Source organism: Rahnella rivi (genome assembly GCF_019049655.1).
Classification (GTDB): Bacteria; Pseudomonadota; Gammaproteobacteria; order Enterobacterales; family Enterobacteriaceae; genus Rahnella; species Rahnella rivi.
In genome coordinates this window covers 106,849-129,465 of record NZ_JAFMOX010000060.1, presented here as the reverse complement: position 1 = coordinate 129,465, position 22,617 = coordinate 106,849, and the positions used below count along the sequence as shown (strand labels likewise).

Sequence of the window (22,617 nt, the reverse complement as noted above, 5' to 3'; positions counted from 1 at the left end):
CCTGCAATCATCGTGAATAAACGGCTGCCTGGCGCAGCCGTTTTCTTTTGCTTAGCTCAGTTGCCAGTTTTTATTCCAGTGACGGGTTAAAGAGTCAGGAATGTTGCCCGTTGTGACTTCGCCAGCCCCCTGCCAAACCGCAAAACGGTTAATCGCACCAGTGAGATCCCGAACCCGCCGTGCAGTCAGTGTAATCCCCGGTTCAAAATGTAAGCTTTTGATCTCGAAAATTTTATTCTTGCGATGCATTTTGGCATCAACCCGACCGATCAGCTCCCCCCGCTGCAAAACAGGTAAGGTAAAATAGCCATATTGCCGCTTTGCCTCCGGCGTATAGCATTCGATCCGGTAGTCGAAATTGAACAAAACCGACACACGTTTACGATCCCATACCACCGGATCAAATGGCGAAAGTAATGTCGTCACCGTCGAAGAAATACCGGATTCCAGCGCCTGCTGCAAAAGAGGCCATTGCTGCTGATGGACATAGCAAACACCGGTCAACCCTTCCACTTCCACCGGCGTTATTTCGTTGTCTGCCAGCAACTGAGCAATCACCTTTTTGGTATCAACACGCTTAAGCCGGTAATAATCAGCCAGCCATTCGGGCCTGAACAATCCGAGGCATTGGGCCGAACGCCTGAGCATTTGAAACTCTGCGTCCTCTTTCGTGAGCGCCTGTGTCGCATCATCCCAACCCGGCATCACGCGCTCTGCTAAATCGTATACCCGGTGGAAATTACGTCGCTCAGCGACCATAAGTTTGCCGGAGGTAAATAGCGTTTCCAGATGCTTCTTATGCGGTTTCCAGTCCCACCATCCACTGTTCGATTTCTTTTCCGCGCTGAAATCTGCGGAACGAACAGGCCCGTTCTCAGCAATGTGTGTCAGCAAAGCCTGTATGTCATGCTCATGTTGATCAAACCACGTCTGTGAGAATTTCCAGCCCATTTTATCCGGGTTCAACATCCGGTGACGCAGCAGTCCATAATCTTCACTGGGAATAAAGCAGGCCTCATGCGCCCAATATTCAAAGATCTTTCCCGCCGACAATGATTCTTCAAGCCACTGCGTAGGGTAATTACCGAGGCGGCTGAACAACACCAGATATGGACTGCGTGCAACCACGCTGATCGTGTCGATTTGCAGCAATCCCATCTTACGAATCGCCTGAATGACATCAGCAGCAGTGAGTTTTTGGGTGGCAGGTTTTAAGAGATTTTGTGCAGATAAATGCAAGGTGCGGGCTGAAGCGAGAGATATAACCGGGTGAGACATATCGGTATCCATTGCAGCGAGTAGACTGCGGATACCGATAGCATATTTTTACCGAAGCGTAAAATTCAGCTTAACGGAGAACAACATAAATCAGATTCAGAACCCGATAACGTCAGCCGCTGAAGGACCGTGTGCGACGCTGCGGTAAGTGGTGAATTCAACTCGCTGACCGGCACTCAGGGATTTATTTCCCGTATTGGCGATTGAAGTACGCTGAACGTAAATTTCAGAAGAACCATCGAGCGGGCAAATAAAACCATAGCCTTTAGCCTGGTTGTACCATTTAACTAAACCCATTTTTAACATCATAATTTCTATCCTTTCTTTTGGGCATCCATGAACACACTTTTTTATTATTGTTCGGATGCGTTTGCCCATTTCTAAGTTATTTTTTTATAAAAAACCTCTAATGAGCGAATTTGTTTTAACGATTATTTTTACTACTTTTCGACGTTTTTATTAACGCCGCATTTACCTTCTCAGGTATGAAAAACCCGCGATCCGGCGGGCTTTACTCTGCTGATATGATTAGCGAATATCGTTATTTCATATCATCACGTCAGCCTCTTTTCAGAGCGCAATAACGTTAGCAGCAGCAGGGCCGCGCGGGCTATCCTGAATGGTGTATTCTACACGCTGGCCTTCAGCCAGAGTTTTGAAACCATCGGTTGCGATTGCAGAGAAATGTACGAAGACATCTTTCTCGCCATCAGCCTGCTCAATAAAACCAAAACCTTTGCTTTCATTGAACCACTTAACCTGACCATTTTTCTTAGACATATTTAAAACCTTTTAACGAAATATAAAATCCTGCCATTCGGCAATGTTAGCCAATAGTTCAGACAATTACTTATGGGGAGGACTTAGAAGGTTCGTCTTGGAAGCGGAATCATCGGGAAAGAGATAACGTCTGGGAGGAACTGCTTTACTCAACACTCATACATAAATAGCGCTGCAACACAGGCTGCACGCATTAACTCACACGCCAGAATGAATAGCAAGCACTGTGTTACTATTATTCTTACGGGCTGAATCAAAACCATAAAGATCTGTTTGAAATCAGGGTGTTTACGTTTTCCTGCACGAGTGAATATTTTCGTTAAAGCCTGAGCCTGACGTTTTTAATATGCTTTTTTCAAAATAAGATCAGTAATTTTTTGCAGCAGGTTTTCAGCCGAAATACCCTGAATCTTCGCTTCAACAGGTAAATACCACCAATTCTGCTGAGCAAAATCACGACATTTTACCGCGTCTTTTTCCGTCATCAGAAGCGTTCCTCCTCCCGGCACTAAGGCCGAAAGTTGTTCTGCCTGGTAAGCCTGATGATCGGCAAAAGTGACCTCTTTTTGCAACGTGACGCCCAATTGCTTAAGGGTGGCAAAAAAACGAGGCGGATGTCCGATTCCGGCCATCGCGACGACATTTTGCAACGCTGTAGCATCGCGTTGTTCGCCGGTAAGCAGGTTCACTGCTTTTCCCGGTTGCAACATCATTGACAGTTCACCTGTCTGCGCGTTTCCGCCGTTGGTAATCACTGCATCGACCGATAGCAAACGTGAAGCACGTTCCCGCATTGGGCCCGCAGGTAACCAGTGACCATTACCGAAACGTCTCACACCATCAACAACGACAATTTCGACATCCCGCTCAAGCGCGTAATGCTGCAAACCATCGTCCGTGACGATGACATCGAGCTCGTGCTCGCTCAATAACGCTTTGACTGCCTCAGAACGAACCGGGGATACCGCAACCGGTGCCCCTGTTCGCTGAAAAATCAGTACAGGCTCATCACCCGCCTGTACCGTCGAGGTATTTTCATTGAGCACCAGCGGATAGTGTGCTGATTTGCCACCATAGCCACGTGACACTACGCCAACACGAAATCCGTGCTGTTGCAGTGTTTCAACCAGCCAGATCACTACAGGCGTTTTACCGTTACCTCCGGCGGTCAGATTGCCGACCACCACCACTGGCACCGGAGCACGCCAGCTTTTTCTGAGCCCTGATGTGTAACTATAACGGATGACCGTTGCGATCAATCCGTATAACCACGACAGAGGCAAAAGTAACAAGTAAAGCGGTGATTTTCCTGACCAGATGCGCTCAATCATTGGCCAAACTGCATCCGGTAAAGCTGTGAATAAACACCACGCTCTTCCAGCAAGGCAACATGCGAACCACGCTCAACAATCCGGCCATCTTCAATCACCAGAATTTCATCGGCTTTTTCGATCGTTGATAAGCGGTGTGCAATCACCAGAGAGGTTCGGTTTTTCTGCAGTTCGTCGAGTGCAGCCTGAATGGCTCGCTCAGACTCTGTATCCAGCGCGGATGTTGCTTCATCAAGGATCAGGATTGGCGAGTCGCGCAACAATGCACGTGCGATAGCAATACGCTGACGCTGACCACCGGAAAGCAACACGCCGTTCTCGCCAATAACAGTATCCAGGCCCTGGTCCATTTTACCGATGAAGTCCATGGCATACGCCATGGTGGCGGCTTTTTCGATTTCTTCGCGTGAATACATATCCGTACGGGCATACGCAATATTGTTAGCGATCGTATCGTTAAAAAGATGAACGTTCTGCGATACCAGTGCGACCTGATCACGCAGTGAGGACAAAGTGTACTCACGCAAATCATGCCCATCCATCAGGATTTGCCCTTCCTGGATGTCGTAAAAACGCGTAAGGAGGTTGGCAATGGTAGATTTACCTGAACCAGAGCGGCCTACCAGCGCGATCGTTTTCCCTTCAGGCAGGTCGAAGGAAATATCACGCAGTGCAGGAATATCGCGGCCAGGGTACGTGAAGGTCACATTTTTGAACTCAACATCGCCTTTGGCACGTTTAACTTCCAGCTTACCTTCGTCCTTCTCCTGCTCCATATCGAGGATCGAGAACAGAGTCTGACAAGCTGCCATACCGCGCTGGAACTGTGAGTTAACGTTGGTCAGAGACTTGAGCGGACGCATAAGTGCAATCATCGATGAGAACACTACAGTGATCGTACCGGCACTCAGCGTTTCCATAACAGACGGGAAGCTCGCGGCATACAGCACGAAGGCCAGTGCAAGTGAGGCAATCAGCTGAATAATCGGGTCTGATATTGAAGAGGCAGAAACCATGCGCATACCTTGCTGACGCATGCGGTTACTGACTTTATCAAATCTCTGCGTCTCGACTTTCTGACCACCAAAGATAAGCACTTCTTTGTGACCTTTCAGCATTTGTTCAGCGCTGGTCGTGACTTGCCCCATGGTGTTCTGCATCGATTTACTGATGTTACGAAAGCGTTTCGACACCACGCGGATAACCACAGAAACAATCGGCGCGATAACCAGCAGGATCACAGATAACTGCCAGCTGTAGTAGAACATCATGATGAACAAACCGATAATCGACGCGCCTTCACGCACAACTGTCACCAGTGCGCTGGAGGAGGAAGATGCTACCTGTTCGGAATCATAGGTAATACGAGAGAGCAAAGTCCCCGTGGACTGTTGATCAAAGAAGGCAACAGGCATTCTCATCATATGGCCGAACAGGCGGCGACGCATATGCATGACCACTTTGCCTGACACCCACGAGATGCAGTAACTTGAAATATAGCCACTCACGCCACGCACAATCATCAAGCCGATAACGACCAGTGGCATCCAGAGTAAAATTGAGCGGTCGGCTTTGCCAAACCCATCATCAAGCAGCGGCTTCAGCAAAGACAGCATGAAAGTGTCACTGGCGGCGTTAGCGACCAGTGCAATAGCCGCAGCGATAAGCCCGGCCTTAAAAGGTGTGATCATCGGCCATAAGCGACGAAATGTCTGCCACGTGGAGAGATCTTTATCGTTCATCATGCAATATCAACCAGCATCGAAAGAAATAGCGGTCTATTCTACTCATTATCTTCTGATACTCCAAACCGGTGGTGGTACCAACGTGGGATTAATTGCTCACGTAAGCCCTTAATTGCCCAATAATCATCATAAATGAATAGACTCAGTTGGCCTGATATTGATGTCGAGCGCCAGTCATGGCGGGCTTTGTTGTATCTGCTAACAACTTTACGGGCAGGAAGGTGCCATTTATTGAAGCGGGCAGCCGATGCCAGGGCAATATCCGGCTGAACGGCACGCAGGAAAGGCGGCGTCGAGGAAGTATTGCTGCCATGATGCGGCACCTGAAGGAACGTAGACTTTAACCCCTCCCGCCATTTCTTGATGAGCGCTTTCTCGCTTGCCGACTCGATATCGCCGGTTAACAGGAGACTGTATCTTCCGTCATCAACACGTATGACACAGCTGTCAGCATTGCGCGCATCCGCAGTAGGCTTCTCCGGCCAAAGCACGGTGAAATTCAGCCCCTGCCACAGCCATTGCTGACCCGCAATACAGGGAAGATGAGGCACACCGGAAATCGAACTGTCACGAAGATTTGCAGCAGGATACATCGTTTGCAGAAACTCAAAGCCGCCGCGGTGGTCCATGTCATTGTGGCTGATAATAATCTGTTCAAGCTGAATATTTTTCCAGCGCAGAAATGGGGCGATATTTTGCTCTGCCGCGGAACCTCCTTCCCAGCGGTTGCCAGTGTCGTAAAGTACGCCTTTTCCGTCCTTACTGATAAGTACAGAAAGCCCGTGCCCGACATCCAGCATGTCCACCCTCCAGCGCTCAGGCGGTGTTCGTGTACACCAGCAGAACGAGATCAGCCCAAGTGAAATTAGCATCGACAGGTAATGCCTGAGACAACACAGTCGCCAAAAGACAATGCTCAGCCACCCTGAAAAGCTGATGAGCAGGAAAGATTCTCCCAGCGGATGCCAGCCCTCAGAAAACAGCTTAACCCCCCACATTGCCAGGCTGAGCGTATGGTCTGCCATCTCCCAGATTATATTCTGTACTTCTTGCATCCATCCGGCAGGCGGTATGTTTAGTATGAGTGCCAGCAAAACCAGCGGCACAGTCACCAGAGATACGATGGGAACCGCCCACATGTTAGCCATGAAGGACGATATGTTAAGACCGTGGAAAATGGCAATTTGTAAGGGCAGCAGCAGTAACGTCATGCCTGCCTGCAAATGTCCCCAGCGTAAAAAAGACCAATACCAAGCTCGCTGAAAATTTGCAGGTAATGGCATCCATTGAAACCAGAAAATTAATGAAGCCACGGCAAAACAGGATAGCCAGAAACTGTCTGACAAAATATTCATCGGGTCAGCCAGTAAAAGTAAAGCCACACCCCATAACCAGACCTGCCACGGATGGCAACGCAAGCGGAGCAAACGCAATAATATCCACAGTGAGACCGCGAGCGCGGCGCGCAATGCCGGCGCATTACCACCTGAAAGCCAGGTATAAGTCAGAAGGAAAAGCTCACTGATTAGCAGAGGGAACCGATAGTCAATCAGCCTTACCGGCAAAATAAATTGTAATCCACGTGCAAACCACCAACCAAACAAGGCCGCTATTCCGATGTGCAACCCTGAAATGGCCACCAGATGGGCAATACCCGTTCGTTGCAGCAGAAGTTTTTCTTCACCGTTGATCAACCCTTTCTCACCAAAAGCTAATGCAATCAGAACCGGTGTATTCTTAAGTTCGGGCATCGCATGTTGTACCCGCTGAATGAATTGCTGGCGAAACGAGCCGTCGGCATCAAGCAGCACGCCATGCTGGATAGTTGCCGTCAGCGGTGCATGGCCTGCCAGTGCCCAGCGTTGAGCGTCAAAACCGCCTTCATTTAACAGGCTATGAACTGGACGAATGTTGGCGGTCATTTTCCATCGTTGGCCTGCTAACAGCGGGGTTTGTGCCCCTTCCCACCTGGCACGAAATAGCAGAGGTGGAAATACCCACTTTCCTTCTATCTTTTCTATTTTATAAAACTGCGAGGAGGCGCCCTCTTCTCCCAGATTGATACTTTGCAAGCGAGCGACGACTTCACGATTCGTGCCCGTCAGTGTAAGCGCTTGCTGCACCAGTGTTCCGCCCTGTATCGCAGCCCAAATGAAAGCCAGCAGAGCGAATGAAGTCAGCGTGAATATTTTTGGCTGTAATCCCGGCAGCACCCAGGCGATACATCCCAGAACTATGAGTTGCAGTGTCGACGGAAGGTGAGCAATAAACACCAGCGGCACCATCCCGACAATGATGGCAACAGCGACCTCGTCCAATGAGATTTTAATAGTATTCCCTCTGCGTTAGTCATAGAGCCACCCTGGCCAGATTCTGGCTGGAGTATGTTATTCAGCACATGAGGGAACAAGCATCAGGTTGATACGGTGCGAGGTATTACGCAAAAAGTAAGAAGAAAATCAAAGAAAGGAGTTGGCTGAATTTGAAGCAAAAAAAACGGCGCCTTAAAGGCACCGTTTTAGCATTCGCTATAGGCAGTCATGTATGTTTCAGGCCGAAACCTTAGCCATAAATGTTCGCGCGATCACGCAGCTCTTTGCCTGGTTTAAAGTGAGGGACATACTTGCCATCCAGCTCAACTTTGTCGCCAGTTTTAGGGTTGCGCCCAACACGCGGAGCACGGTAGTGAAGAGAAAAACTGCCAAACCCACGGATCTCGATGCGTTCACCATCAGCCAAGGTTGCAGCCATATGTTCAAGCATCTCTTTCACTGCATCCTCAACAGCTTTCGCCGGGATATGAGAGTGCTGGCCAGCAAGTCTTTCAATAAGTTCAGACTTGGTCATAGTACCTCCAAGCTTTGCAGCTAAACTACCGTATCGGGGCGGCAGGACCGCCCCCCGTCATTACTCGCCTTTTGCCGCTTTGAACGCTTCAGCCATAGCGTTAGAGAAGTTGCTTTCTTCTGCTGGTTTGTTGTTAACCACAGCGATTGCATCTTTCTCGTCTGCTTCGTCCTTAGCACGGACGGACAGGCTTACTACGCGGTTCTTACGATCAACACCGGTGAATTTAGCTTCAACTTCATCACCAACGCTCAGAACCAGAGTTGCGTCTTCAATACGGTCGCGAGAAGCTTCTGAAGCGCGCAGGTAACCTTCTACGCCGCCAGCTAATTCAACTGTAGCACCTTTGGCGTCAACTGCAGTGACTTTACCAGTAACAATAGTACCTTTCTTGTTAACAGACAGGTAGTTATTGAATGGATCTTCAGCCAGTTGCTTCACGCCCAGGGAGATACGTTCACGTTCTGCGTCAACCTGCAGGACCACAGCTGCGATTTCGTCGCCTTTTTTGTATTCACGTACTGCTTCTTCGCCTGCAACGTTCCAGGAGATGTCAGACAGGTGAACCAGGCCGTCGATGCCGCCGTCCAGACCAATGAAGATACCGAAGTCAGTGATTGACTTGATTTTACCTTCAACACGGTCATTTTTGTTGTGGGTTTCTGCAAACAGCTGCCATGGGTTAGATTTGCATTGTTTCAGGCCCAGGGAGATACGACGACGTTCTTCGTCGATGTCCAGAACCATAACTTCAACAACATCACCCACGTTAACAACTTTAGATGGGTGGATGTTTTTGTTAGTCCAATCCATTTCAGAAACGTGAACCAGACCTTCAACGCCTTCTTCGATTTCTACGAAGCAGCCGTAATCAGTCAGGTTGGTAACGCGACCAGTCAGTTTAGTACCTTCTGGGTAACGTTTAGCGATAGCGACCCATGGATCTTCGCCCAGCTGTTTCAAGCCAAGGGATACACGTGTACGTTCACGGTCGAATTTAAGCACTTTAACAGTGATTTCATCGCCAACATTGACGATTTCGCTTGGGTGTTTAACACGTTTCCAAGCCATATCAGTGATGTGCAGCAGGCCATCAACGCCGCCCAGATCAACGAATGCACCGTAGTCAGTAAGGTTCTTAACGATACCTTTAACTTCCATGCCTTCCTGCAGGTTTTCCAGCAGTTGATCGCGCTCTGCGCTGTTCTCAGACTCAATTACTGCACGACGGGAAACAACAACGTTGTTGCGTTTCTGGTCCAGTTTGATGACTTTGAACTCAAGATCTTTGCCTTCAAGATGCAGCGTGTCGCGAACAGGACGAACGTCTACCAGTGAACCTGGCAGGAACGCACGGATACCGTTCAGCTCAACAGTGAAACCGCCTTTAACTTTACCGTTGATAACACCGGTAACAGTTGCAGATTCTTCGTAAGCTTTTTCCAGCGTGATCCAAGCTTCATGACGTTTAGCTTTTTCACGGGACAGCAGAGTTTCACCGAAGCCGTCTTCGACAGCGTCCAGCGCAACATCAACTTCGTCGCCAACCTGGATTTCCAGTTCGCCCTGTGCGTTTTTGAATTGTTCTGCCGGGATTGCAGACTCAGATTTCAGACCGGCGTCAACCAGTACGATATCTTTGTCGATGGACACAACAACACCACGAACGATGGAACCAGGACGGGTTTCGATTGTTTTTAAGGATTCTTCAAAGAGTTGAGCAAAAGATTCAGTCATGTTGTTAATCTTTAGGTTCTTAAGTTTAACGTCCATCTGGCGTCCTGCTGGATGGGGTTGTTTCAAATGCCCCGCTACAGATCCTTGCGGCGAGGTTAAAAAAAACTATAGCCAAAATTGGCACTGAATAGATTCCAGCGCCAAATTAAGGCTCGATTACCGGGTTTGTTTTTGCGGCAATCCTAAAATTTCTGTGGCATAAGCCAGCGCTTTTTCGATGACTTCATCAATGGACATACTGGTTGAATCCAGTAATAACGCATCGGAAGCAGCCACTAAGGGCGCAATGGATCGGTTACGATCTCGGTCATCACGTTCCTTGATCTCGGCTAAAAGCCGTTCAAAGTTAACACTAAAGCCCTTTTCCTGCAACTGTAGCATTCTTCTGTTTGCACGCTCTTCTGAGCTGGCGTCGAGAAATATTTTGACCGGCGCATCGGGAAAGACCACCGTGCCCATGTCTCGCCCGTCGGCAATCAGGCCTGGCGCCTCACGGAACGCGCGCTGACGACGCAGTAATGCTTCGCGAACGCGAGGGAAAGCGGCCGCTTGAGACGCGGTATTACCTACCGTTTCGGTGCGGATCTCATTGCTGACATCCTCACCTTCTAAAATTACCTTTAACTGCCCATCCTGAGCGACAAAACGCACGTCGAGATGTGCGGCAAGCGGAACTAACGCCTCTTCTGAGACGATATCAACCTGATGATGAAGTGCTGCCAGCGCTAAAACCCGGTAGATTGCTCCGGAATCCAGTAAACGCCAGTTAAGGGCTTCGGCCAAAGCTTTACACAATGTACCTTTACCTGCACCACTTGGCCCATCAACGGTGATTACCGGGGCTATAGCCGTCATTTTTGTCTCCTTTCGGTGGGTGATACCCGCTTCATTAGCCTCATAGGACTAATTCAGGAGCGGCATTATACGCTGCCTTTGCGGCAACTGTTACCCCACATTTATCAGTTGTCTAAAAAGCGGACGGTTCTCAATGATAAAAGCAAAAAAAACGGACATCCAGGATGTCCGCTCTCTGACCCACCTAGTTATAGACTATGCCAGCGTACTTATTGCGGCGAGACGATCAAAATAATCAGGGAAGGTCTTCGCGGTACACTTAGGATCGAGGATCGTTACCGGCGTATCGGACAACGCCACCAGCGAGAAACACATCGCCATGCGGTGATCGTTATAGGTGCCAATCTCTGCGAATCTAAGGGATTGCGGTGGCTCAATGCGAATATAATCCTCACCCTCTTCCACCGTTGCACCGACTTTACGCAGTTCGGTCGCCATTGCCGTCAGTCGATCCGTTTCTTTCACGCGCCAGTTATAAATGTTGCGCAGCGTAGTGGTCCCTTCGGCAAACAGCGCTGCCGTCGCGATGGTCATTGCAGCATCCGGGATATGGTTCATGTCCATATCAATGCCTTTCAGTTCGCCGCGGGTACATTCGATGTAATCATCCGCCCAATGAATAGTTGCACCCATTTTTTCCAGCACATCTGCAAAGCGGATATCACCCTGCATACTGTTTTTGCCGATACCGGTGACGCGAACGGTGCCGCCTTTGATCGCCGCAGCGGCCAGGAAATAGGACGCAGAAGACGCATCGCCTTCAACGAGGTACGAACCTGGAGAGACATACTGCTGACGGCCTTTGATGCTAAATGTCTGGTACTGGTGATTTTCTACAACAATACCAAAGGTTTTCATCAGATTTAGCGTGATATCAATATAAGGTTTGGAAACCAGATCACCTTTAATCTGAATCGTTGTGTCGTTATCAGCCAGCGGAGCTGTCATTAATAACGCGGTCAGGAATTGGCTGGAAACACTTCCATCGACACTGACATCCCCGCCGGTAAAGCCACCGCGCAGGCGCAATGGCGGATAATCTTGTTGCTCGAGATAATCAATTTGCGCACCGCCCTGACGCAGCGCGTCAACCAGATGCCCGATCGGCCGCTCCTTCATGCGTGGCTCACCGGTCAGCACAACATCCTGTTCCCCCAGGCATAACGCCGCAGCCAGCGGACGCATTGCTGTACCTGCGTTACCGAGAAACAATTCCAGGCCTTTAGCATTGGAGAAAGCGGTGCCCAGCCCCTCGATTTCACACTCAGTACGGGAGGCTGACAGGCGATGAGTCACACCCAGATGTGTCAGTGCATTTAGCATGTGGCGCACATCGTCACTGTCGAGCAGGTTAGTCAGGCGGGTTGTGCCCTGTGCAAAAGCAGCCAGTAACAGTGCACGGTTAGAAACACTTTTTGAGCCAGGTAAATTGATGCTGCCGTTAACCAGTGCAACGGGTTGTAATGTCAGGGATTCCACTCTTTCTCCAATTCTTCTTTTCATAAAATGACCCCGGACATTGAGCCGGGGTCATTTTTAAGGCTTCTTACTAAAGCATTCTGCAGGCCTGAAAGCCAGCACACTTAACCGTGGCGTTTTTCGAACTCAGCCATAAAGTCGGTCAGGGCTTTTACGCCTTCAATCGGCATTGCATTATAAATAGATGCGCGCATACCGCCAGCAACACGGTGACCTTTAAGCGCATGCAGGCCAGCGTCCTGTGCCTGATCGAGGAACAATTTGTCCAAAGAAGCATCCGCCATCTGGAAAGGAACGTTCATCCACGAACGGTTGGCCGTCGCTACCATGTTGCGGTAAAAGCCGGTGCGATCGATAGCGCCATAAAGTAATTCGGCTTTGGCCTGGTTACGTTTCTCCATCTCGCGTAAACCGCCCTGCTCTTTCAGCCACTTAAAGACCATACCAGAGAGGTACCAGGCGAAAGTGGGCGGAGTATTGAACATAGAGTCGTTCTCAGCCAGCACGGTGTAATCAAGGATGGACGGCAGTTCAGTGCGGGCTTTCCCCAGCAAATCTTCGCGGACGATCACCAGCGTCAGACCTGCAGGGCCAATATTTTTCTGCGCGCCCGCGTAAATCACGCCAAAGCGGCTGACATCAATCGGGCGGGACAGGATACAAGAGGAATAGTCGGCGACCACAATTTTGTCACCGAAATCAGGCATTTCATCAATGGAAACACCGTCGATTGTTTCATTCGGGCAGTAATGAACGTAAGCGGAATCTGCATTCAGTTTCCATTCGCTCATCGGCAGAATGCCACGCTTACCGTCAAGGTTCGTGGTGACATCAATCACGTTCGGGGTGCAGTATTTTTTGGCTTCATTGACTGCGCTGTGTGCCCAGTAACCACCATCGATGTAATCAGCAGAGGATTTATCGACCAGCAGGTTCATTGGCACCGCGGCGAATTGAGCACGTGCGCCACCGTGGCAGAACAGCACTTTATAGTTCTGGGGAATATTCAGCAGGTCACGGATATCCTTCTCGGACTCTTCAGCAACCTGGATAAACTCCTTACTGCGGTGACTGATTTCCATCACCGATGTACCCAGTCCGTGCCAGTTACAAAGTTCCTGTTCCGCACGACGCAATACTTCAGCCGGGATCATTGCCGGGCCAGCACTAAAATTATAAACCTGAGTCATTTCCCCTCACCACTTCTCTGAGACAGCCACATTGTAAGCACTAATTTAACGGTTTTATCATCCGAGACAAGGAGTCTGCAACGGATATTCATTACGACCTGATAAACAGCGATGAGATCTCGGTCACAAGGTTCATTCCTCCCTGGAAAGCTGATTTAACAGGATTATCTGTTCATGCCAGAACCCTGCTCCGCGCCTTTGACCAGGCGAGTTACAACGCGATTACATTCTTAACACGAATACATGGAGGTGCATCGCAAAACCCCGTATCATTGCGCGTTTTTAGCACGCTCAAAAGTGAACTCAATGACGCAAACTTTTATTCCTGGTAAAGACGCGGCGCTGGAAGACTCCATTTCCCGCTTCCAACAAAAACTCACCGATCTCGGTTTTAATATCGAAGAAGCCTCCTGGCTGAACCCGGTTCCGCACGTCTGGTCAGTGCACATTCGCGACCGCGACTGCCCGCTGTGCTTCACCAACGGAAAAGGTGCGAGCAAGAAAGCCGCTCTGGCGTCTGCACTGGGTGAATATTTTGAGCGTCTCTCGACGAACTATTTCTTTGCCGATTTCTATCTGGGTAAAGAAATTGCCAATGGTGATTTCGTTCATTATCCAAACGAAAAATGGTTCCCTGTGGCTGAAGATAACAGCCTGCCGGAAGGAATTCTGGACGAGCGTCTGCATGAATTTTACGATGCCGATAAAGAGCTGGTTGCCAGTGATCTGATCGATCTGCAATCAGGCAACCCGGATCGCGGGATCTGCGCGTTACCGTTCACCCGTCAGTCAGATCTGCAAACCGTTTATATTCCCATGAATATCATCGGCAACCTCTATGTTTCTAACGGGATGTCAGCGGGTAATACCGCTAATGAAGCGCGTGTTCAGGGGCTGTCTGAAGTCTTCGAGCGTTACGTTAAAAATCGTATCATCGCGGAATCCATCAGCCTGCCGGAAATTCCTGCTGACGTGCTGGCGCGTTACCCGGGCGTGGTGGAAGCCATCGCTAAACTGGAAGAAGAAGGGTTCCCGATCCTTTCTTACGACGCTTCACTGGGCGGCAATTACCCGGTCATTTGTGTGGTGCTGTTCAACCCTGCAAACGGTACCTGCTTCGCTTCCTTTGGCGCACACCCAGATTTCGGTGTGGCACTTGAGCGTACTGTCACCGAATTACTACAGGGCCGCAGCCTGAAAGATCTGGACGTGTTCACCGCCCCGACCTTTGATGACGAAGAAGTTGCCGAGCACGCAAACCTCGAAACCCACTTCATCGACTCAAGTGGTTTGATTTCATGGGATATGTTCAAACAAGATGCAGACTACCCGTTTGCAGACTGGAGCTTCAGTGGCAGCACTGAAGAAGAGTTCGCGACGCTGATGGCAATTTTCGACAAAGAAGATGCTGAAGTGTACATCGCCGATTACGAACATCTGGACGTTTATGCCTGCCGCATCATCGTTCCGGGCATGTCTGATATTTATCCGGCTGAAGATTTGCTGCTGGCAAATAACAGTATGGGTGCACATTTGCGTGATCAACTGCTGGCACTGCCGGACAGCGATCTGCCAAAAGAAACCTATCTCGAGATGATTACTCAACTTGATGATGAAGGTCTGGATGACTTTACCCGCGTGCGTGAACTGCTGGGTATTGCCAGCGGCAAGGATAATGGCTGGTACACCCTGCGCGTTGGCGAACTGAAATCTATGCTGGCACTGGCGGGCGGCGATTTCGATCAGGCACTGACCTGGGCTGAGTGGGCTCACGAGTTCAACTCATCGGTCTACAGTGACGAACGCAACAACTACTACCGTTGCCTGCAAACCTTATTGCAGTTGTCACTGGAAGAAGATCGCGAGCCAGCGCAGTATTACAACGCTTTCGTAAAAATGTACGGCCAGAAAGCCGTGGAAGATGCCTCTGCTGCAATCAGCGGCGAAGTTCGCTTCCACAGCCTGTTTGCGGTTGATCCTGACCTCAAAGCGCTGCCCGCCCATCAGGCATTGCTCCGTGCTTATGAAAAGCTGCAGGTCGCTAAACGTCGTCACTGGTCGAAAGCCTGATGTAAACGGCACCCTGACTGAACCTGAACCGGCAGAGCACTCTGCCGGTTTTTTTATTTCTGGTTCGTCTGAGCTCCCTTATTTGGATAGCGGGATTTGACTCGGGGCAGGAAATGGCGTGTAATTTCGCGCGCTATACTGACGGGTTAGCATTTTTACAGGATAAATAAATTCCGAAGCCTGAAAAGTTAATTGGGTGTAAAGAAATCAAATTCAAATCAATGACAATAATTAACAGCCGATGTTTTTTATTTACCTATTAAGAAGAATAATTTAAGTATTCATCAACTTTTTTTGTAAAAATTAAAATGTTTTTATTTAATTAATTTCAACAAGTTAAGTTAAAAAGTACCTATGCAGTAGTAGACAATAATGCATCGAAATCAGCCCCGTATGATCCACGTCAATTTTTACGTTATACTGCTTTGCTAGTATCTCGTTGCGCAGTGCATAGCCCTGAATAAGAGAGTTAATGTGAAAACTGACAACCCCTTCGATCTTATATTACCCGCCGCTACAGCTAAAGTTGCTGAAGATGCCGGCGTTTATAAAGCCACCAAACAGCCGTTAAAAACGTTCTTTTTAGCCATTACTGCTGGCGTCTTTATTTCTATTGCCTTTGCTTTTTATATCACTTCCACCACAGGTACCGGCACCGTTCCTTTCGGTCTGGCAAAACTTGTCGGGGGCATATGCTTCTCTCTGGGTCTTATGCTGGTCGTGGTATGTGGTGCTGATCTCTTTACCTCTACGGTGCTGATTGTCATTGCGAAAGCCAGCGGTCGTATCACCTGGGGGCAACTGGCACGCAACTGGGCCAATGTCTATATTGGTAACCTGATTGGCTGTCTGTTCTTTGTCGCCCTGATCTGGTTCTCCGGTGAATATATGGTGGATAACGGTTTGTGGGGACTCAACGTTCTGCAAACAGCCGACCATAAGATGCATCACACCTTTATCGAAGCTGTGTGTCTCGGGATCCTGGCTAACCTGATGGTTTGCCTGGCTGTCTGGATGAGTTACTCCGGCCGCAGCCTGATGGATAAGATGTTTGCCATGATTCTGCCGGTAGCCATGTTTGTCGCCAGCGGCTTCGAGCATAGCATCGCCAACATGTTCATGATCCCGTTAGGTATTGTCGTTAAGAACTTTGCAACACCCGAATTCTGGCAGGCTGTCGGTGCAACACCGGCACAATTCGCAGAACTGAACGTCAGTAACTTTATCATCGATAATCTCATCCCTGTGACCATAGGTAACATCATCGGGGGTGGCTTGCTGGTAGGGTTAACGTACTGGGTTATATATCTTCGCGATGAGAAAAATCACTGATTCAACGTGGATTCTCGTTACGACAGTTTTACACGCGATTTTTAAAGAAATCCAAATTAGAAGGTAGGTGCAAGATGTCCAAGCTCAATGAAAAATTGACCAACGCATGGCAAGGCTTTAGTGCTGGTGAATGGCAGAATGGCGTAAACGTCCGTGACTTCATTCAGAAGAACTACACCCCGTATGAAGGTGATGAGTCCTTCCTGGCTGGCGCGACTCAGGCGACAACCACCCTGTGGGATAAAGTAATGGACGGTATCAAACTGGAGAACAGCACCAAAGCTCCGGTTGACTTCGATACTGACGTTGCGGCTACCATCACTTCTCATGACGCTGGCTACATCAATAAATCTCTGGAAACCATCGTTGGTCTGCAAACTGACGCGCCATTGAAACGTGCCCTGATCCCATTCGGCGGCATCAAAATGGTAGAAGGTTCATGTAAAGTTTATGGCCGTGAACTGGATCCAGCGCTGAAAAAAATCTTCACCGATTACCGCAAAACGCATAACCAGGGTGTGTTCGACGTTTACACAAAAGACATCCTGAACTGCCGTAAATCTGGCGTGCTGACCGGTTTACCAGATGCCTATGGCCGTGGCCGTATCATTGGTGACTACCGTCGCGTTGCACTTTACGGTATCGACTTCCTGATGGCTGACAAATTCGCTCAGTTTCAGTCTCTGCAAGACGACCTGGAAAATGGCGTGAATCTGGAAATGACCATCCAGCTGCGTGAAGAAATCTCAGAACAACATCGTGCTCTGGGTCAGATTAAAGAAATGGCTGCTAAATACGGTTACGACATTTCTGGTCCTGCAACCAGCGCGCAGGAAGCTGTTCAGTGGACTTACTTCGGCTACCTGGCTGCGGTTAAATCTCAGAACGGTGCAGCAATGTCCTTCGGCCGCGTATCTACTTTCCTTGACGTGTTCATCGAACGTGATATCAAAGCAGGCAAACTGAACGAAGAACAAGCTCAGGAACTGATTGACCATCTGGTTATGAAACTGCGTATGGTACGTTTCCTGCGTACTCCTGAATATGATGAACTGTTCTCTGGTGACCCAATCTGGGCAACAGAATCCCTGGCCGGTATGGGTGTTGATGGCCGTACTCTGGTGACCAAAAACAGCTATCGTTTCCTGAATACCCTGTACACCATGGGGCCTTCACCAGAACCGAACATGACCATCCTGTGGTCTGAAAAGCTGCCAATGAACTTCAAAAAGTACGCAGCCAAAGTGTCTATCGATACCTCATCTGTACAGTATGAGAACGATGACCTGATGCGTCCTGACTTCAACAACGATGACTACGCTATCGCTTGTTGTGTGAGCCCGATGGTTGTGGGTAAACAAATGCAGTTCTTCGGTGCTCGTGCAAACCTGGCGAAAACCATGTTGTACGCAATCAACGGCGGCGTTGATGAAAAAATGAAAATCCAGGTTGGCCCGAAAGAAGCGCCAATGATGGATACCGTGCTGGACTATGACAAAGTCATGGATCGCATGGACCACTTTATGGACTGGTTAGCAAAACAGTACGTGACTGCACTGAACATCATTCACTACATGCATGATAAATACAGCTACGAAGCTGCATTGATGGCACTGCATGACCGTGATGTTTATCGCACCATGGCGTGTGGTATCGCAGGTCTGTCCGTTGCTGCTGACTCCCTGTCTGCTATCAAATATGCCAAAGTAAGCACCATCCGCGACGAAGACGGCCTGGCTGTCGACTTCAAAATTGAAGGCGAATATCCACAGTTCGGTAACAACGATTCTCGCGTAGATGACATCGCTTGTGACCTGGTAGAACGTTTCATGAAGAAAATTCAGAAACTGCGTACCTACCGTGGCGCTGTGGCAACTCAGTCTGTTCTGACCATCACCTCTAACGTGGTTTATGGTAAGAAAACAGGTAACACTCCAGACGGTCGTCGTGCTGGTGCGCCATTCGGTCCAGGTGCAAACCCAATGCACGGTCGTGATCAGAAAGGTGCCGTTGCCTCCCTGACTTCCGTTGCTAAACTGCCGTTTGCTTACGCGAAAGATGGTATTTCTTATACCTTCTCTATCGTTCCTAACGCGCTGGGTAAAGACGATGATGTGCGTAAAGCGAACCTTGCGGGTCTGATGGATGGTTACTTCCATCACGAAGCGTCCATCGAAGGTGGTCAACACCTGAACGTGAACGTCATGAACCGTGAGATGCTGTTAGATGCGATGGAACACCCTGAGAACTATCCTCAGCTGACCATCCGTGTTTCAGGTTACGCGGTACGCTTCAACTCACTGACTAAAGAACAGCAACAAGACGTTATTACCCGTACTTTCACTAAGTCCCTGTAATAACTCGCCCTTTCGTTTAGTGTGATAAAAAGGCTCCACATCGTGGAGCCTTTGTTTCATCCGCCCTACTCTTTACTGTCTTCATGACAGTCTGTTTTGCCAGAGCGCTATGGTTGTGGATCTCTGGCAAAGCAGTTCCGGCAATCGCTGGCAATCAACCTTATTGATTGTCTGGTATCATAAACAGATGGTTCCCAGTTTATCTCTGCCAGGCCAGCATCCGCACTTTTAGACTGCTATTCATTGGTCAATATGGAGAATAACCCGCAATGTCAGTTCAAGGTCGAATCCACTCATATGAATCCTGTGGCACGGTAGACGGCCCAGGTATCCGCTTTATTGTTTTCTTCCAGGGTTGCCTGATGCGTTGCATGTATTGCCACAACCGCGATACCTGGGACACTCATGGCGGCAAAGAAATCAATGTCGACGATTTGATGAAAGAAGTCGTGACCTATCGCCACTTTATGAATGCTTCCGGCGGCGGTGTAACAGCCTCTGGCGGTGAAGCGATCCTTCAGGCGGAATTCGTGCGTGACTGGTTCCGCGCCTGCCAGAAAGAAGGGATCAATACCTGTCTGGATACCAACGGTTTTGTCCGCCGCTATGACCCGGTGATAGATGAATTGCTCGATGCCTCTGACCTGGTAATGCTCGATCTAAAACAGATGAACGACGATATCCATCAGAATTTGGTCGGCGTCTCCAACCATCGCACGCTGGACTTTGCGCGCTATCTGGCAAAACGAAATCAACGCACCTGGATCCGCTACGTTGTGGTGCCGGGCTGGTCTGATGATGATGAATCCGCGCACAAACTTGGCGAGTTCACCAAAGACATGACCAATATCGAAAAGATTGAGCTGCTGCCTTACCATGAGCTTGGCAAACATAAATGGACGGCAATGGGTGAAAAGTACGGCCTGGATGGCGTAAACCCACCAACGACCGAAATTATGGATAGAGTGAAAAACATTCTTGCCAGCTACGGGCACAAAGTCATCTACTGATATTTCTGATCAGACAACAGGCTTTTGAAACTAAAAAGACGCCATCTTCGGCGTCTTTTTATTGGGCTGGGTTCAGGTCAGGTTAGCCATTTTTAAGCATTACGCGGCTGCCACCGGGTTGTGGCTCTGATCGGCCTTGCGCATCAACATCACCAGATAGACCAGTGAAACCACCGCGATCATCACAAACAGCAGGCGGTCGGAATAGCTCTGCATCAGCATCGCTGTCATCGTCGGGCCAGCAAGACTGCCGATGGTGTAGCTCATCAGCAGAGCCTGATTCATTGCCACCAGCTCCTCAGAACTGACCTTCTCGCACGCCCACGACATCGCAACCGGATAAAGGGTGAAACCGGCGCATCCGAGAATAAATAGCGTAGGAGCCATCGCATAACCACTGAGCATTGCAATGCTGCCGAGGATGACACAAAAAATCTGGATGCGTAAAACCATCAGACGGCCATAGCGATCGGCAAGACGTCCTACCGGCCACTGCCCGACAATTCCCGCACTGACCAGCAGCGCCATCCAGTAGCCGACATTGGCATCGCTCATGCCCTGATGCGTCAGGAACAACGGCATCAGCCCATACAGCGATCCCAGAACAATGCCGGAAATAATGCATCCGTTAATTCCAAGACGCGCATTACGACGGCGGAACATGGGTAAAACTGAATGACGGGGCTGTTCGCTGTCCTGATTTTGCAGATGAGCAAACAGCAGCGGTAACATGGCGATAACGATGAGCGAGGTTACCCATGGCAATACGCTGAATATCTGCGTTGGCACAGTACCGACCAGAAGTTGTCCAACCACGGTACCGATGTAATACATGATCATGTATGCCGCCAGCAGTTGCCCGCGGTTCTTCACCGTACCGCTGCGCATCAGCGCGCTTTCCACTACCACCCAAATCAACGCACAGCCAACACCGGCAATAAAACGTGCACCAATCCAGCTCCAGAAACTCATGGAAAGCGCCAGACCGGCGGTAGCACCGGCAAACAGGAAGCACGACAAGTAATAACTGCGGTTAAAACCGAAACGCTTTATCAGGCCACCGGCGATCAGCGTACCGAGTAAATTACCGGTAAAATAAGATGAGCTGACGAGGCCAACCTGCCAGGTCGGCAATTGCTCGTGGCTCAGCCACAAAGGGACAAGCGTGTTCAAAACGGCGATAGAAATCGTCAGCAGAAGAAGTCCGCAAAGCAGCAGTGAAACGGGACGGGAATAGGCGGACATAAGGCGTTGATGACCACAAAGACGAAGAAATTGCGCGCATCATGCCACCGGCGAATAAAATGTCAATCTGGCAAAAACCCGTCTGCGCACAAACTGGAGGGTGATGATTGAAATCGTTAATCAAGCGGTGTGATTATGCTTCATGATGATTTAATGACAATCTGATATCACCATGATAACAAACAAGTTTGCATTTCCCGCAGCCGTCACATTTTTCGTCATCAACGGAGGGCTGATTCTGTTGATTAAAAAATATTGCCGTGCGCGGACACGCAATTTCACACATCCTGCACATATCATCCATTCGCCCGAGACATTGTGGCAAATGCACAGGTCGTAACCCGGTATCCGCCCTGACGGAGGCATCCAGTGCGCCGGTTTCACAAGCCTGAGTGCAGGCTCCGCAGAAATCACAGTCTGCATACTCAATGCTCAAGGCTGGCTTACCTTCCTGAAGGTGCAGCATACCGACCGGACAAGCCTGGGTGCAGTTTCCGCACCCGCTACATCTTTGGAGGAATAAGGATTCTGCCACCGCCTGGGGAGGACGGGGAAGCAGACGCTGCGGGAGTGATTCAGCTGGTGCAGCGGTCTGCTCTTTGGTCTGTTTCGCCGAAGCCAGCAAGCCGCGAAATAATCCGCGACGGCTGACCTGGCGAGCGCTCATTCCGCTTTCAGAATTGCTCATCAGAAATAGAGATCTGCTGAAGGGATTTTCAGCGCCAGTTGCTGCTGCCAGCCTGACAATGTCGACCCGGCAAGGAGGGCAACCCCCTGATAAAGCGGATGTTCGGATTTTTGCTGCAACAATTCGAGGTATCGGCCTGACCACGGCAATAAATGCTGCGCCATAAACTCGTTCAGCAATGACGGGGAATTCTCAGCCAACCATGCGCACATCATCAGTAACAGGCCAATATGATCCTCCGGCTCAGCTTGCGTCAGGAGCGGTTCGATATGGTTTTCACGCATCCACTGGCGCAGTGCCAGGGTTGAATCACCAAACACTACCGATTCTTTATCCAGATAGACCGAACCCCACGGCGGAGCGGGCAAAGCGTACGGCCCGATAAATAACCGCTGATAAGCCTGCCCGGCACTTTCTTCTGCCTCATCGATTTGTGCGAATAATTCGGCTGCCTGAGCCTTAATCTCGGCCGTGGCAAACGGCCATAACGGAGCCCAGTCGCTGGTTTTCAACAACGCAATCAGCGGCTGAACCTCTTCCGACGCTGGCGGATAGTACAGCATCGCACCCAATACTTTACTCGTTAAACTTATTGATTCTGCTGACATAATTCACTCATTTTTACGTGGGGACGCGCCACCGACGGCGAGGCGTCCCCAGACAAAGATAACAG

18 protein-coding genes are annotated in these 22,617 nt (G+C 49.6%); 4 read left to right on the top strand and 14 right to left on the bottom strand.

Features of this window, described 5'->3' with window-relative positions:
* Window positions 1–51: 51 nt before the first annotated feature.
* From J1779_RS13645 to serC, 11 genes are all read right to left on the bottom strand, one after another.
* Window positions 52–1,278 carry a winged helix-turn-helix domain-containing protein gene (locus J1779_RS13645; RefSeq protein ID WP_217204003.1) on the bottom strand — a complete coding sequence of 409 codons (1,227 nt, stop codon included), beginning with the start codon at window positions 1,276–1,278 and terminating at the stop codon, window positions 52–54.
* Between the two features lie 96 nt (window positions 1,279–1,374).
* Complete coding sequence (locus J1779_RS13640) at window positions 1,375–1,587, bottom strand: cold-shock protein (RefSeq protein WP_056769270.1); 213 nt, start codon at window positions 1,585–1,587, stop codon at window positions 1,375–1,377.
* Between the two features lie 261 nt (window positions 1,588–1,848).
* Window positions 1,849–2,058, bottom strand: a complete 210-nt coding sequence (gene cspE / locus J1779_RS13635) for a transcription antiterminator/RNA stability regulator CspE (protein WP_056769269.1) — start codon at window positions 2,056–2,058, stop codon at window positions 1,849–1,851.
* A 341-nt stretch (window positions 2,059–2,399) separates the two neighbouring features.
* On the bottom strand, window positions 2,400–3,389 hold the full coding sequence (lpxK, locus tag J1779_RS13630; RefSeq protein WP_217204002.1) for a tetraacyldisaccharide 4'-kinase: 990 nt from the start codon (window positions 3,387–3,389) through the stop codon (window positions 2,400–2,402).
* Window positions 3,386–5,134 (bottom strand): lipid A ABC transporter ATP-binding protein/permease MsbA, encoded by a 1,749-nt coding sequence (gene msbA, locus J1779_RS13625; RefSeq protein WP_217204001.1) that lies wholly within the window; start codon window positions 5,132–5,134, stop codon window positions 3,386–3,388. Before msbA ends, lpxK begins: the two co-directional genes overlap by 4 nt.
* Before the next feature lie 38 nt (window positions 5,135–5,172).
* Window positions 5,173–7,452: a ComEC family protein gene (locus J1779_RS13620; RefSeq protein WP_217204000.1), complete on the bottom strand. Its 2,280-nt coding sequence runs from the start codon at window positions 7,450–7,452 to the stop codon at window positions 5,173–5,175.
* Between the two features lie 244 nt (window positions 7,453–7,696).
* Entirely contained in the window at window positions 7,697–7,981 is a 285-nt protein-coding gene (gene ihfB, locus J1779_RS13615; protein WP_013574835.1) for an integration host factor subunit beta, read from the bottom strand.
* Window positions 7,982–8,041: 60 nt separating this feature from the next.
* Window positions 8,042–9,754, bottom strand: coding sequence for a 30S ribosomal protein S1 (gene rpsA, locus J1779_RS13610; RefSeq protein ID WP_056769263.1), 1,713 nt, complete (start codon window positions 9,752–9,754; stop codon window positions 8,042–8,044).
* A 120-nt stretch (window positions 9,755–9,874) separates the two neighbouring features.
* The gene (cmk, locus tag J1779_RS13605; RefSeq protein WP_056769261.1) at window positions 9,875–10,573 is read right to left on the bottom strand and encodes a (d)CMP kinase; all 699 of its coding nucleotides are present in this window, start codon (window positions 10,571–10,573) and stop codon (window positions 9,875–9,877) included.
* Window positions 10,574–10,768: 195 nt separating this feature from the next.
* Window positions 10,769–12,052: a 3-phosphoshikimate 1-carboxyvinyltransferase gene (gene aroA, locus J1779_RS13600; RefSeq protein ID WP_217204035.1), complete on the bottom strand. Its 1,284-nt coding sequence runs from the start codon at window positions 12,050–12,052 to the stop codon at window positions 10,769–10,771.
* Between the two features lie 104 nt (window positions 12,053–12,156).
* Window positions 12,157–13,242, bottom strand: coding sequence for a 3-phosphoserine/phosphohydroxythreonine transaminase (gene serC, locus J1779_RS13595; protein WP_217203999.1), 1,086 nt, complete (start codon window positions 13,240–13,242; stop codon window positions 12,157–12,159).
* A gap of 306 nt (window positions 13,243–13,548) precedes the next feature.
* Between serC and ycaO the strand changes: the two genes are divergently transcribed.
* From ycaO to pflA, 4 genes are all read left to right on the top strand, one after another.
* Window positions 13,549–15,312: a 30S ribosomal protein S12 methylthiotransferase accessory factor YcaO gene (gene ycaO, locus J1779_RS13590; RefSeq protein ID WP_056771810.1), complete on the top strand. Its 1,764-nt coding sequence runs from the start codon at window positions 13,549–13,551 to the stop codon at window positions 15,310–15,312.
* A gap of 474 nt (window positions 15,313–15,786) precedes the next feature.
* Window positions 15,787–16,644 (top strand): formate transporter FocA, encoded by an 858-nt coding sequence (focA, locus tag J1779_RS13585; protein WP_056769256.1) that lies wholly within the window; start codon window positions 15,787–15,789, stop codon window positions 16,642–16,644.
* 74 nt (window positions 16,645–16,718) lie between these two features.
* A complete protein-coding gene (pflB, locus tag J1779_RS13580; RefSeq protein ID WP_122094770.1) occupies window positions 16,719–19,001 on the top strand; it encodes a formate C-acetyltransferase in 2,283 nt (760 codons plus the stop codon).
* Between the two features lie 269 nt (window positions 19,002–19,270).
* Entirely contained in the window at window positions 19,271–20,011 is a 741-nt protein-coding gene (pflA, locus tag J1779_RS13575; RefSeq protein ID WP_056769253.1) for a pyruvate formate lyase 1-activating protein, read from the top strand.
* A 99-nt stretch (window positions 20,012–20,110) separates the two neighbouring features.
* On the opposite strand, the gene J1779_RS13570 is transcribed toward pflA, so the two are convergent.
* From J1779_RS13570 to dmsD, 3 genes are all read right to left on the bottom strand, one after another.
* Window positions 20,111–21,256, bottom strand: a complete 1,146-nt coding sequence (locus tag J1779_RS13570) for an MFS transporter (protein WP_056769251.1) — start codon at window positions 21,254–21,256, stop codon at window positions 20,111–20,113.
* A gap of 133 nt (window positions 21,257–21,389) precedes the next feature.
* Window positions 21,390–21,923 (bottom strand): ferredoxin-type protein NapF, encoded by a 534-nt coding sequence (gene napF, locus J1779_RS13565; RefSeq protein WP_238485162.1) that lies wholly within the window; start codon window positions 21,921–21,923, stop codon window positions 21,390–21,392.
* 20 nt (window positions 21,924–21,943) lie between these two features.
* A complete protein-coding gene (gene dmsD, locus J1779_RS13560) occupies window positions 21,944–22,552 on the bottom strand; it encodes a Tat proofreading chaperone DmsD (RefSeq protein ID WP_217203997.1) in 609 nt (202 codons plus the stop codon).
* Between the last annotated feature and the right edge of the window lie 65 nt (window positions 22,553–22,617).